Source organism: Cytobacillus oceanisediminis, assembly GCF_022811925.1.
In the GTDB taxonomy this organism is placed as follows: Bacteria; Bacillota; Bacilli; order Bacillales; family Cytobacillaceae; genus Cytobacillus; species Cytobacillus oceanisediminis_D.
Genome location: NZ_CP065511.1, coordinates 2,578,345 through 2,591,949, shown reverse-complemented (window position 1 = coordinate 2,591,949; position 13,605 = coordinate 2,578,345). Strand labels below are relative to the sequence as shown.

Sequence of the window (13,605 nt, the reverse complement as noted above, 5' to 3'; positions counted from 1 at the left end):
AGACTTTTTGAAAATAAACTTGGCATAGTGAAATAAATCACTTTTGTATTCTTTTTTAGTTATTATGCTTTCCTTAAATTCGAAAAGGAGGAACATATCATGAGTAAAGTAAAAAAAAGTGTATTTATTTTTCTGTTGCTAGTAGGAGTGATACTGGCAGGATGCAGTTCAGCAAGTAATGCTGGGGAAGATAAAAAGAGTGACAAGGAACCTGTTTCCAAAGTAGAAAACAAGGAACGGGAAGCAGATGAGAATAAAGAAGAGGCCGATGAGAAGACAGCTGTCCAATATTATTTCACCGCAAACGAGGGAGGAAGCATCTCTAAAATTGATGCAGCTAATAATTCAATTGTATCGACAATAGAAGTAGATGGTTCTGTTCATAATGTGCAGGTTTCACCAGATGGAAAAATGATTGGGGCAACGGTGGTGCCAAGTATGGCAGGGCACGGTGGAGAGGATGATGGTCACGGAGAAGGAATGGAAATGGGTGCAAAAGCAGTTTTTTACAGCATTGAAAACGATGAACTAATGCAGGAAGTCGAAGTTGGCAACCACCCTGCCCATATTGTTTTTTCAGAGGATGGGAAATACGCTGCAGTAACAAACAATGAAGACAATAATGTGATTGTCATTGATATCCCGAGTTTTAATGTAGTTAATACAGTGGAGACAGGGAAAGGGCCACATGGATTCAGAATTTCATCAGATAGCAAGAGAGCTTATATTGCCAACATGGGTGAAGACACAGTAAGTGTTGTTAACCTTGAAACCATGAAGGAAGAAAAGCGAATCAAAGTGGGAACAGCTCCTGTAACTACGGGTGTTACTTCTGATGGAAAAACGCTTGTCGCTACATTAAATGGAGAAAATGCTCTCGCTGTGGTTGATTTGACTACTGAAAAGGTTGATAAAATTCCGGTGGGGACTGGTCCTGCACAAGTATATATCGATGAGAAAGATCAGTTTGCCTATGTTGCAAACCAGGGAACAGAAGAAGCTCCTTCCAGCAGTGTTACAGTTATAGATCTTGCTGCAAAGAAAGCTACAGCTGAAATTGAAACCGGAAAAGGGTCCCATGGAGTGGTAACAAGTCCGGACAATAAGAGGGTGTATGTAACGAATATGTTTGAAGATACGGTAAGCATTATCGATAAGGAATTGAATAAGGTAATTGAAACAATTGAAGTAAAAGGAGTACCGAATGGAATAAGCATTACAAATTAATTCATCTTCTATCACTATATAAATAAAAAACTGAGACAATTGTCTATTAATTTTATTAGAACAGCTGAATATGTGACAGACCCCAGGTTCAAAAATAGAATCTGGGGTTTTATGCAGTTTATTTTCTATAGGCAGGGGAATCTATTTAGCTGCTTCAGCTGAAAAAGGATCGGAGCATCCTCTTGGGGAAGCAATTGTAAATGGTGCAAAAGAAAGAGGCATTCAGCTTCAGGATACAAAAAACTTTAATGCCATCCCAGGTCACGGAATCCAAGTAATTATCAAAGTTCAGAAGGTGCTTATTGGAAATAAGAAGTTAATGATCAAGAATAATATAGAAATAGGCAATGCATTAAGCCGCATGGAAAAGCTTGAAGGGGAAGGAAAAACCGCTATGCTAATAGCAGTTAATGACAGCCTAGCAGGTATAATAGCTGTCGCGGATACAGTTAAAGAAACTTCTGCCAAAGCTATTAAACATCTTAAAAATATGGGTATTGAAGCAGGAAGGAAAAATAGTTGCAATGGTTGGGGATGGGATTAATGATGCCCCTGCACTAGCTGCTGCCCATGTCGGAATTGCTATTGGAACAGGTACAGACGTTGCAATAGAGGCTGCGGATATAACATTAATGCGCGGTGACCTGATGGGAATTGTTGATACAATCAGCCTTTCCAAAACTACAATGAGAAAAATCAAACAAAATCTTTTCTGGGCATTTGCATACAACGTTGTTTTGATTCCAGTTGCAGCAATCGGCCTTTTAAATCCGATTCTTGCTGGGGGAGCCATGGCTTTCAGTTCTGTCTCGGTAGTTGGCAATACATTATTTTTGCGAAAATGGAAACCTGTACGCTAGTGTTGGTCCAATAAAAGTAAGCAGCTTTTTTAAAAAAGAGTATGACTCACATTATTAGTACAAGAGTCATACTCTTTTTTTTGCTTTAAGCAAGGGCTACTTGAGATTTTAGTCATAGCCTGTATTTTATTCCTAATCATTCGATTTTTTTGTAAAAGTATTTGGTAATCATTTTGCCAAATACTTTTTGGAATTAATAAATTGTATTAGAACAAGGTGCAGTCTACTAAAACGATGTTTCAATCAATGGCACAATCACAACAAACGATCGTTTGACTCTTTGAATGCGCGGCTTCAGTATATCCAAAGCCAGGGAATACCTTTGAGAATTCTTTTACAAATTATATAAAAAACTGAGCACAAAAAGGACCGTATTCAATTCCGGTCCTTTTTTACGTTTAATTGAATTAAAGATTTATTTTTGATTTTTGATAGCCATTTTTACTGCAAAATAAACTACGATTCCTATCAAGGTAAGATTTAGTAGCCATCCTAATATTCCTAAAACCCATCATGCCAATTCCATATCCGCCCATCATTTGGAATCACCTCGAGCTAAAGATTATTCATCATGCTTTCAGCTCCGGTTTGCTGCATCATCCCATCTTTTCCATGGCATGAATCAAACATTTCTTTTTGCTCCTTTGTTGAGAGATCAGGATGCATCTCCTCGAACATTGGCTTCATTTGCCCGAAGTTTAAACCACCGTTTCCGTTTTCTTCTGCAAATGCATATGTTCCTGCCCCCAAAATAAACCCTGCACTTAAAACGCCAATCACAAATTTTCTCATAATCATTCATCTCCTTTCTTGATTTTAGAATACTCTAAGGAAATGCAGATCTTATGGAGAACTCATGTGGAATATATGAAGATTACAATTTAAATAATCGAGGATGATAAAATAAACACAAGGAGTGGTTACCCGTGACAAAAATTCTTTTAATAGATGATGAAGATATGATTCTTGAAGTATTAAAGGCCTACTTTGAAAAGGAGGGCTGGGATATTCTGATGACTTCCAATGTGATAGATGCCTTAAAAAAAGCAAAAGCAGATGACATTGATATCATTATTCTAGACCTAATGCTTCCTGATATTTCTGGAGAAGAAATATGCCGTTTAATAAGGAAAGAAAGTGATGTACCAATAATCATACTTACTGCAAAATCAAAAAAAGAGAACTTATTAAATGGAATTCAAACAAGGAGATATCGAAAAAATTCCTTATGGCGAATGGGTATTCAATAAGATATTTACAGTGAACACGATTTACTTTTGGTCCAGTCCTGTTCTTGCTCTACGCGAGATAAAAAGAGTGCTCAAACCAGGGGGGAGGTTAGTCATTACGTTTCGTTCCAAGGATATAATGTCCGAAAGAACATCTGATGACTCTGATTTCGAATTATATACCCCAGCAGCTGAAGAACTCAAAAACTTGCTAAAAGAAACAGGTTACTCAAATATCAGGATTGAACATCTTAAGTACAAGTCGATAGATTATTATTGTGTAATGGCAGAGAAACAAGGTGCAGGTAGTTAGAGTTGAAGAGGTAACTTATTTGTACGTTTGAGATTTTTATTAGTTTACATAATATATATTATAGGAAGTAATATATTGAAATGAAATTGTTGTCTCAATATCAAAGTATACTTAAGATAGTGAGACAACATGAAAATTTACAGTCTAATATTCCTTAAATGATTTAATCTGCAAACCAAGAAATTTTGTTGTGAATAATTTTCAGTTTAATTTTTAAAGTTAATTTTTAAAGAACTATTTCGTTTATTGCTGAATCTATGGTTAAATATTCCGATGGTCCAGTTAATACTTAAATTAATCGATATTACGCAGATATTCAACATTCCCTATTACCTGATACATTTTTGTCTAGTTTACATAATATATTTATATGCAACCATCTTTTCAAATCCATTTAATTTATTCACTATCCTGTGTAGTATTAAAAACATATCATCTTGTTCTTTATTATCCTTATTATTGTTTTTAGTTTTTTCTCCCATCTCTCCATCCGATTCATAGCTCAATCCAAAGGCTTTCTCCTGTTCTTTCTTCATTCTAATCGCTCCTTTGCTTATATGATTAAGTATAGCTTCTTTTACATTAATTGCTGCGTTTTGAGCTATTTTTCATAAACCAAACACACGTTCCTGTTCATCCATTTCATACTGGCTGCAATGCTGCACTTAAATATTTTCTCGGAGTCCCGTAATAAAGCAGTTTGCTGAACTCCGGGTAAGCAGATTCAAAATATATAAAGATTGGCGAATCAAGCAGCCAGGGATAATTGGTATAAAAACATCTGTCTCCATAAACCATAGCTGTCAGCGCCAGATCCAACTCTTTTTGGAAGATAAGAAACCTTATTTTTGAGTATTGCTTATCGAATTCCCCACCGCTGATATATACCCTGCCGCTCAGCACATACTGCCCCATTTGGGGAATCCATTCAGCAAATACTTCATCACGGAATTTAGGATTGACAGCATTAAAGTCATAGCATCCGCCTATCGCCAAAAATAATTCTCCTGTTGCATCTGAGTGTGTAAGCGTATATTTCCTGCTGTCTACGGGTCTGAATTCCGTCGCAGGAGGCAAATATTTAACCGACAGCTTAGATGGATTAAAATTACTCATAATAAGCGCCCCCATATACAAATTTCCTTATGCCCAGTATATGGGGCGCTGAAAGAAACGTGACAAATGCCCATTTCATTAACGCATGCGGGAATTCATTTTCATTACTTTGGTGTCTTTTAACATCCATTTCCCTTTTTCATACAGCCAGAAAGATTCTACAAATGCTATTGTATCTGCATTATAGGCACCGCTTATTCTTTGAATTCCTAATAATCCGTTTTGACCTTCAACAGGGATGATCTTCAGCGTGCTATAAGGATTTACCATTAGTTCGGAGGGTTCACTTAGTTTTCCGTTTAAATACAAACCAAGCCGTTCATATTCCTCGCTCCGGTCCCTTAAATCAAACGTATATGATTGTTTGGTGTCCTGAATGCTAATATTGGCTTTGTAGCCATTTTCAAATTGGCTATTGATCACTAAAGGATCTGGAACCGACAGGTCAGTCAGCGTAAAGTCCTTTAACGTGTATAAATAAAAATTCGACAGGCCGCCACTTCCCCCTGTTGGAATACTTATAAACATATCTTTTATGGAATCATGGTTTAAATCCTCAAACTGTATTTGAGGTTTATAGCCTCCAGCAAGCTCCGCTTTAAACGTATTACCGTCTGAAGCCTTTATTTCAAGTGATATTTCCTTTAAAAATGATGCGCCTTCCTCATAATAAACACCCTTAATATAGACGGTATCCGCCTTATTATCACCGGTTACATCCACTTTATTTTTTGACACCGTTACAGCTTTTTGTTCTTCCTCACCAGCATATACGCCTGTTATGGCGGAGAGAGACATAAAAAAGAAAGCCGCAAACGCAAAAAGCAATTCTTTTTTCATTTACGAATCCTCCCTATTTTTTTATTATCTTGCCCAATTATGGAAATAACATGTAAAATCACAAAAAACCTCCTATCCTAAGGATAAGAGGCTGTAACCAATAAATTATTTAGCTGCCTTTTTTAAAGCATTTTCTTTCGTTTCCCAGGATTCAATACCTTTTAGACCTGGGATAGAGTCAGCATAAAACACAGGGTCTTTTCCTTCTTTTCTTTGTGCCTTATAGTCCTTCAGAGCTGCAAAGGCAATTTTAGCAAGCAATACAATTGCAATAAAGTTAATGATGGCCATTATGCCCATGAATAAATCGGCGAGGCTCCAAACGATTGCTAAATCAACTACAGATCCGAAAATAACCATTCCAAGTACGGCAATGCGATAAATAAATAACGCAGAGCTGCTTTCTTTAATAAATTCAATATTTGTTTCTCCATAATAATAATTTCCGATAACAGATGTGAACGCAAATAAGAAAATAGCAACAGCTATAAACATAGGTGCCCATGATCCAACATGTGTGCTAAGGGCTGCCTGTGTCAATTCAATGCCTGTAAGGTCAGAATTAGCATACTCACCTGATAGAAGGATGATAAAAGCGGTAGCAGAACATATTAATATCGTATCCACAAATACCCCAAGGGTTTGAATCAATCCTTGTTTTACAGGGTGGGAAACTGAAGCTGTAGCAGCTGCATTTGGCACGCTGCCCATTCCTGCTTCGTTTGAAAAGAGACCCCTTTTAATACCCATCATCACTGCAGCACCCATTGCTCCGCCAGCAGCCTGATCAAGCCCAAAAGCTCCTTTAACAATGCTGCCAACCAGATTAGGAATTTCAGTAAAATTCATCATGACAATTACAATAGCGACAGCTAAATATATAACCGCCATTATCGGCACAACGACTTGTGACACATATGCAATCCGTTTAACGCCGCCGAAAATGATGATCGCCGTTAATGCCGCAAGCACAAGTCCGATGGTTAGACGGCTCGCACCGAACGCTTCATTAAAAGCTAAAGAGATGGTGTTCGATTGAACAGAGTTAAAAACCAGACCAAAACAGAATGTAATAATGATTGCAAACATTATTCCCATCCATCGCTTATTCAGCCCTTTTTCCATATAGTAGGCCGGACCGCCGCGAAAACCATCCTTATCTTTCACTTTATAAATCTGCGCCAAAGTACTTTCAATGAAACTGGATGCTCCCCCAATAAAAGCGATGAGCCACATCCAAAAGACAGCCCCTGGCCCCCCTGCAGCAATTGCAGTTGCTACACCGGCTATATTACCTGTACCTACACGGGAGGCTGCACTAATAGTAAAAGCCTGAAAGGATGATATCCCTCTCTTCCCTTCTGCAGATACCATCGCTTTATCGCCCAATATTCTGAACATTTCACCAAAATATCTTAATTGGACAAACCTGCTTTTAAAACTGAAATATAATCCCAAAATTATTAGTGCGGCAATCAAAATGTACGTCCATAAAAGGTCATTTAGAAAGCCTACGATTGATTCCAACAAACCCATGCTATTCCCCCTAATCCATTCTATTGTTATTTCACAAAAACAACACACTCCTTATAATCTATCAAAAGAATTTTTAATAGACAAGTCGAATATTCATTCCAATGGTTTAAAAATTTTCAAAAACCCTGATATTAAGCGGAAAACATTGTTATTCCCAATTCAAAAACAAATATTTTTAATCGGTTTCACATGAGATTATATTAATTTTTTATACAAAATAACTATCAGAAGAATAATATTATTCAGAATCCTTTTTAACTTCACAAATCTTTAACCTCAATATAGTCATCAAAAACCGGATGAACCAATTTCCCTACAGCTTATAACGATAAAAGCCCCTGTTTTCACAGGGGCAAATAAATCTTATTCAGTCACCTGGCCTGCATCATCTTCCTGGACTTCAGTCTTCCAGATGCATTTTGCCTTGCCGCTCTCGGATTCATCAATAATGAATGATCCATTAGAGTATCTGTCATTAAAACGGATTGATGAAGCATTAACTGCTTCTATATGGCCTTTTTCACTTTCAATGTATAAATTATCTTTGCTGCGTACAATCACACAGCCAACAATACGGTGAGGGTTTGATTTCAATTCACGAAGCATCACTACACCGCGCTTGGCACGGGAAGTCCGATCAAATTCGCTCAGCTTCATTTTTTTAATGGAACCTCGCTGTGTAACAATCACGACAGCCTGCTCTTTCTGATCCTCAATAAGCTGAGCACCTGCAACAAAATCGCCGTCTTTCAGGTTAATGCCTTTAACGCCGGCAGCACGGGCACCAACGATACTCACTTCCTCTTCATGGAACCAAAGGCCGAATCCCTGATGGGTGGCAAGGAATATTTCCTTCGTGCCATCTGTTAAATAAACATCAAGAACTTCATCATTGCCTTTTACATTAACTGCAACAAGCGGCTTAGAATATCTTTGGGCCTTATAAGCTTTTAGCTCAGTTTTCTTTACCATGCCGTTCTTCGTCATGAACAGAAGATATTCTTCCGTCTCAAAATCTTTTACAGGAATTGCCCGGACAATCGATTCATTCCTGTCTATCGGAATGATATTGGCAATATGCTGACCGAGATCTTTCCAGCGGATATCCGGCAGCTGATGAACTGGGCAGTACAGATAGTTGCCTTTATTCGTAAATACAAGGAGAACATCGGTTGTATTCATATCAAGCTGGGCAATAATTCTGTCTGAATCCTTCATGCCGAAATCCTGTCCGTTAGAGGCGGCAAACGATCTTTGGCTGGTACGCTTGACATAGCCTTCCTTCGTTACCGTTACAATCACATCTTCACTGGCTACCAGCACCTCAAGATTGATCTTAATTTCCTCTATCTCTGCTTCAATTCTGGTACGGCGTTCATCCGCAAAGCGTTTTTTGACATCCCTTAGCTCTTTTTTAATGACAGAGAGCAGCTTCTTCTCGCTTTCCAGAATAGCTTTAAGCTCGCCGATTAGCTTAGCAAGCTCCTCAGCCTCTGCTCTTAAGGCAGTGATATCTGTATTGGTTAAGCGATATAGCTGCAGGGAAACGATTGCTTCTGCCTGAGGTTCAGTGAACTCAAACTTCGCAATCAAATTATCTTTCGCATCCCTTTTATCTTTAGAAGCCCGGATCGTTGCAATCACTTCATCCAGGATAGAAAGAGCCTTCATCAGGCCTTCAACGATATGCTGACGCGCCTCAGCCTTTTGCAACTCAAACTGTGATCTGCGTGTAACAACCTCTTTACGATGGCCTATATAGGCATCCAGCAGCTCTCTTAATCCCATTAATTTCGGGTGACGATTGTGGATGGCAACCATATTGAAGTTATAAGGGATCTGCAAATCACTGTTTTTATACAGATAATGAAGGACGCCTTCAGGATCCGCATCCTTTTTTAACTCTATCACAATACGAAGGCCCGTCCGGTCTGTTTCATCACGAACTTCGGCAATCCCTTCTACTTTCCGGTCCAGGCGGAATTCATCAATCTTCTTTACCAGATTTGCTTTATTCACTTCATAAGGAATTTCAGTAACGACAATTTGCTTTTTTCCTCCGCGCAAATCTTCGAATTCGGCCTTTCCGCGGACAATGATTTTCCCTCTTCCTGTTTCATAAGCTTTTTTAATTCCTTCGATTCCCTGGATGATGCCTCCAGTAGGGAAGTCCGGCCCTTTAATATGCTCCATCAGATCATCGATAGAACAGTCGGGCTTATCCATCCGTAAAATAACACCATCTATAATCTCATTTAAATGATGCGGCGGAATGTCAGTTGCATAACCAGCCGAAATACCTGTTGAGCCATTGACAAGCAAATTCGGATAGACAGCCGGCAAAACGGTTGGCTCATTAGACGTATCGTCAAAGTTCGGGATAAATTCAACTGTTCTTTTCTCAATATCTCTCAGCAATTCGGAAGAAAGGGCCGATAATCGCGCCTCTGTATAACGCATGGCTGCTGGAGGATCTCCATCGATGCTCCCATTATTACCGTGCATTTCAACTAGAAGGTTTCGAACCTTCCAATCCTGGCTCATCCGCACCATGGCGTCATATACAGATGTATCGCCATGCGGATGATAATTGCCGATTACATTTCCGACTGTTTTAGCAGATTTTCTAAAGCCCTTTTCGTGTGTGTTGCCTTCTACATGCATGGCATAAAGAATCCGTCTTTGAACGGGCTTTAGCCCATCACGTGCATCTGGAAGCGCACGATCCTGAATAATATATTTACTATAACGCCCAAAGCGGTCGCCTAATACATCTTCAAGAGGAAGGTCCCGGAATTTTTCAGCAGAACTCATGATTCAACACCATCCTCCTCTAGTACTGAAATATTCTCATTTTCAAGTATACTTCCATCTTCTTCAAGACCGAACGCTACATTGGATTCGATCCATTTGCGGCGAGGTTCAACCTTATCGCCCATCAATGTGGTCACACGGCGTTCAGCTCTTGCTGCATCATCAATCTTTACGCGGATCAGTGTGCGCGACTCTGGATCCATAGTCGTCTCCCAGAGCTGATCAGCGTTCATTTCTCCGAGCCCTTTATAGCGCTGAAGCATATAGCCCTTACCCACTTTTTTAATGGTATCCTGCAGGTCATCATCACTCCATGCATACTCAATCACTTCTTTTTTGCCTGAACCTTTGCTTACTTTATACAAGGGGGGCAGCGCAATGAACACCTTGCCCGCTTCAAGCAGCGGTTTCATATACCTGTAAAAGAAAGTGAGCAAAAGCACCTGAATATGTGCTCCATCCGTATCGGCATCTGTCATGATGATTACCTTATCGTAGTTGACGTCGTCCAGATTAAAATCTGCGCCAACGCCTGCCCCAACTGCATGGATAATCGTATTGATTTCTTCATTTTTAAAGATATCCTGGAGCTTTGCTTTTTCTGTGTTGATTACTTTACCTCTAAGCGGGAGCACAGCCTGGAAGCGCCTGTCCCTTCCCTGTTTAGCAGATCCCCCGGCAGAATCTCCCTCAACCAGATATAATTCGTTTCTTTGCGGGTTCCGTGATTGTGCTGGGGTAAGTTTTCCAGAAAGCATTGCTTCAGATTTTTTCCGCTTCTTCCCGCTCCTTGCTTCCTCACGTGCTTTGCGGGCAGCTTCTCTTGCCTGGAAAGCTTTAATCGCCTTTTTGATTAACAGGGAGCTTGTCTCAGGGTTTTCTTCAAGGAAATAAGACAAATGCTCGGATACAACAGAATCAACAGACGAACGTGCTTCACTGGTTCCCAGTTTGCCTTTCGTCTGGCCCTCAAACTGCAAAAGCTCCTCCGGGACACGAACAGAGACGATAGCCGTGAATCCTTCCCGCAGATCTGCTCCATCCAGGTTTTTATCTTTCTCCTTCAGAAGATTCACTTTGCGGGCATATTCATTAAAAGCCCTTGTCATCGCTGTTTTGGATCCAGCCTCATGCGTACCGCCGTCTTTTGTGCGGACGTTGTTGACGAATGAAAGGACATTTTCTGAGTATCCATCATTGAATTGAAAAGCAAAGTCCACTTCAATACCATTACTTTCGCCTTCGAAGCTTACTACAGGGTGAAGAACATCCTTTTCTTCATTTAAATATTCAACAAATGCTTCTATGCCATTTTCATAGTGAAAAACGTCATGAAAGTCATTGCGTTCATCTATGATTTCTATTTTCATTCCTTTAAGAAGGAAAGCAGATTCACGTAGACGCTCGCAGAGTGTTTCGTAATTATACGTGGTAGTCGAAAAAATCGACGGATCTGGCTTAAAGTGGATGGTAGTCCCTGATTGATTTGTCTTACCCACCTTTTCCAGCGTGGTCACCGGCTTTCCGCCCTGCTCAAAACGCTGTTCATACACAAAGCCGTCACGTTTAATTTTAACAACAAGCCACTCGGAGAGGGCGTTGACTACGGATGCACCAACACCATGCAGCCCGCCGCTTGTCTTATAGCCTCCCTGGCCAAACTTTCCCCCAGCGTGAAGGACAGTCAATATAACTTCTGGAGTCGGCTTGCCCATTTTGTGCATACCTGTAGGCATACCGCGTCCTTTATCTTGAACACTTATTGAATTATCTTTATGTATTCTGACAATGATATGATCCCCGTAACCTGCCAGTGCTTCATCGACAGCATTATCGACAATCTCATATACAAGATGGTGCAAACCCCTTGCATCCGTACTTCCAATGTACATCCCAGGGCGTTTCCTAACAGCTTCAAGCCCTTCGAGTACCTGTATGGCATCATCATTGTAGTCAAAAGCTTCCTGATTTCTTGCCACGAACATACCCCTTTCATTTCCTGCAAAAACACATGCCGCCAAAATCACGGCAATGGAACACCCGTATAAGAATTCGGCTGCACAGCCAATTTTCTTTGTGAACAAACAATATTCGAACAGGTGTTCTATATTTATATTTTACCATATAAATTAGGATGGTCTATGCTTTATTTTATCTATTTATTTGGTTTTGGCAAATAAGATCTTGGGATTTAAAAGATTTATCCTGATTATTTCCGTTGCATAAACCCTTTATTTACAGGGATTCTATAAAAAATAAAAAACATGAGATCTTATAGAGACCTCATGCTGAGTTTACTTCGTCAGAGCATGTTCAACTTTAATGCAGCGGTCCATGATGACAATGTACCCTTTTTCTTTTAGAAAATCATATGCTTCCTGGTTTGCCACTCCAAGCTGAGCCCAGAAGATATCAGCATCTATTTCAGCAAATTCCCGCGCGATTTCCGGAAGAAACTCAGATCGCCTGAATACATTAACGATATCCACATGCCCCTCGATGTCTTTAAGACTAGGCACTGCCTTTACACCAAGAACTTCATCAACAGACGGATTAACCGGAATGATTTCATATCCAGCTTTTTGCATCGCCTCTGATACCATATAGGATGTGCGTTCAGGATTTCCGCTTAATCCTACAACAGCAATCCGCTTTGCCTTTTTTAAGAGGACACCGATTTCGTCCCTGCTTGGGTTTTCAATAGCCATTTTGTTCCCTCCAATTTTATCTGGTTAATTATATTTTACCTAAAAACGCAAAAGCACACTAACTTATTGCTCTTATTCCCGAATATCAAGCTTATAAAAATTCAATGATCTCTCAACTTTAAACCCTGCTTTTTTATAAATAGACAGCGCTTTCTCGTTTGTTGTCTCTACACAAAGCTTAATGCTTTTGGCTCCACTATTCATAAAAAGATCATGAATCGCCATTTCAAGCAAATTCCGTCCAATCCCCTTCATGCGCTTATTGGGATCCACACCAATGAATTCAATGCTTCCTTCTTTTTCTTCACGATTGTATTCTGCATATAAATAGCCATTTAATCCATCAGCATCAAGAGATGTATAGACTTTATGATCATCATTCATTCTTTCGATAATCTCTTTTCCTGAATAATATGTATGAGGAAATAAGGTATCATGCAAATGAATAAATTCACTATGAAAGTGAATCGGCAATAAACTGACCTTTCTTAAACCATTGCTTGAATTATCTTTCAGTTCCATGTATGTTTGAGCCGATTGCAGCCTAAATCCGTTTTTTGATGCAAATTCGGCTGCCGCATGGTTGGATGTATCTGCAAATATAAAGTATGTATGCAGCTTTCCTTCAAAATAATGGAGTGCTTTTTCCCATAGTAGTCTCATAAGTTCATTTTCCTGTATAAAAGGTCCCCATAACTCCGCTGTCCCTTTATTAAGATCGGCATCTGCACCCAGAAAACCAGCAAGAGCATCACCCTCCCAGACAATAAATGCAGCTGATACGGCATCACGATTCATTTCTTCCAGACTTTGATAAATATCGTTTTGACTGGTCCCCAAATACCCTATATGACACTCTGGCAAGGCGTTCAATTCTGCAATAAACTCAGAAGCCTGCATTAGATTTGCATGATCTAAAATTTCGGCTTTCACAACATCACACCCCTTTACTATATTTTACC

At 39.6% G+C, this 13,605-nt stretch carries 12 protein-coding genes and 1 pseudogene; 4 read left to right on the top strand and 9 right to left on the bottom strand.

Going from position 1 to position 13,605, the window contains the following annotated elements:
- Positions 1 to 99 precede the first annotated feature (99 nt).
- The gene (locus tag IRB79_RS13130; protein ID WP_243508963.1) at positions 100 to 1,227 is read left to right on the top strand and encodes a YncE family protein; all 1,128 of its coding nucleotides are present in this window, start codon (positions 100 to 102) and stop codon (positions 1,225 to 1,227) included.
- Between the two features lie 139 nt (positions 1,228 to 1,366).
- Positions 1,367 to 2,087 (top strand): annotated as a pseudogene (locus IRB79_RS13125) (HAD-IC family P-type ATPase); the annotation flags it as partial.
- 555 nt (positions 2,088 to 2,642) lie between these two features.
- On the opposite strand, the gene IRB79_RS13120 reads toward IRB79_RS13125, so the two are convergent.
- On the bottom strand, positions 2,643 to 2,879 hold the full coding sequence (locus IRB79_RS13120) for a hypothetical protein (RefSeq protein ID WP_243508961.1): 237 nt from the start codon (positions 2,877 to 2,879) through the stop codon (positions 2,643 to 2,645).
- A gap of 134 nt (positions 2,880 to 3,013) precedes the next feature.
- Here IRB79_RS13120 and IRB79_RS13115 point away from each other — a divergent pair, with 134 nt between their 5' ends.
- Both IRB79_RS13115 and IRB79_RS13110 read left to right on the top strand, forming a co-directional pair.
- A complete protein-coding gene (locus tag IRB79_RS13115; protein ID WP_243508960.1) occupies positions 3,014 to 3,337 on the top strand; it encodes a response regulator in 324 nt (107 codons plus the stop codon).
- Positions 3,279 to 3,629 carry a class I SAM-dependent methyltransferase gene (locus IRB79_RS13110; protein WP_243508959.1) on the top strand — a complete coding sequence of 117 codons (351 nt, stop codon included), beginning with the start codon at positions 3,279 to 3,281 and terminating at the stop codon, positions 3,627 to 3,629. The genes IRB79_RS13115 and IRB79_RS13110 overlap by 59 nt, the downstream gene beginning before the upstream one ends.
- Positions 3,630 to 3,982: 353 nt before the next feature.
- Here the strand turns inward: IRB79_RS13110 and IRB79_RS13105 are convergent, their stop codons facing one another.
- The 8 genes from IRB79_RS13105 to IRB79_RS13070 form a co-directional block, all read right to left on the bottom strand.
- Positions 3,983 to 4,165, bottom strand: a complete 183-nt coding sequence (locus tag IRB79_RS13105; protein ID WP_243508957.1) for a hypothetical protein — start codon at positions 4,163 to 4,165, stop codon at positions 3,983 to 3,985.
- A gap of 106 nt (positions 4,166 to 4,271) precedes the next feature.
- Positions 4,272 to 4,745 carry a staygreen family protein gene (locus tag IRB79_RS13100; protein ID WP_243508955.1) on the bottom strand — a complete coding sequence of 158 codons (474 nt, stop codon included), beginning with the start codon at positions 4,743 to 4,745 and terminating at the stop codon, positions 4,272 to 4,274.
- 78 nt (positions 4,746 to 4,823) lie between these two features.
- The gene (locus IRB79_RS13095) at positions 4,824 to 5,585 is read right to left on the bottom strand and encodes a hypothetical protein (protein WP_243508954.1); all 762 of its coding nucleotides are present in this window, start codon (positions 5,583 to 5,585) and stop codon (positions 4,824 to 4,826) included.
- Between the two features lie 105 nt (positions 5,586 to 5,690).
- Complete coding sequence (locus tag IRB79_RS13090; RefSeq protein WP_243508952.1) at positions 5,691 to 7,121, bottom strand: alanine/glycine:cation symporter family protein; 1,431 nt, start codon at positions 7,119 to 7,121, stop codon at positions 5,691 to 5,693.
- Positions 7,122 to 7,484: 363 nt separating this feature from the next.
- A complete protein-coding gene (gene parC / locus IRB79_RS13085) occupies positions 7,485 to 9,935 on the bottom strand; it encodes a DNA topoisomerase IV subunit A (RefSeq protein ID WP_243508950.1) in 2,451 nt (816 codons plus the stop codon).
- On the bottom strand, positions 9,932 to 11,914 hold the full coding sequence (gene parE, locus IRB79_RS13080) for a DNA topoisomerase IV subunit B (protein WP_252217958.1): 1,983 nt from the start codon (positions 11,912 to 11,914) through the stop codon (positions 9,932 to 9,934). The genes parC and parE overlap by 4 nt, the downstream gene beginning before the upstream one ends.
- A gap of 315 nt (positions 11,915 to 12,229) precedes the next feature.
- On the bottom strand, positions 12,230 to 12,643 hold the full coding sequence (locus IRB79_RS13075; protein WP_243508947.1) for a CoA-binding protein: 414 nt from the start codon (positions 12,641 to 12,643) through the stop codon (positions 12,230 to 12,232).
- A 72-nt stretch (positions 12,644 to 12,715) separates the two neighbouring features.
- Positions 12,716 to 13,576, bottom strand: a complete 861-nt coding sequence (locus tag IRB79_RS13070) for a GNAT family N-acetyltransferase (RefSeq protein WP_243508944.1) — start codon at positions 13,574 to 13,576, stop codon at positions 12,716 to 12,718.
- Positions 13,577 to 13,605 lie beyond the last annotated feature (29 nt).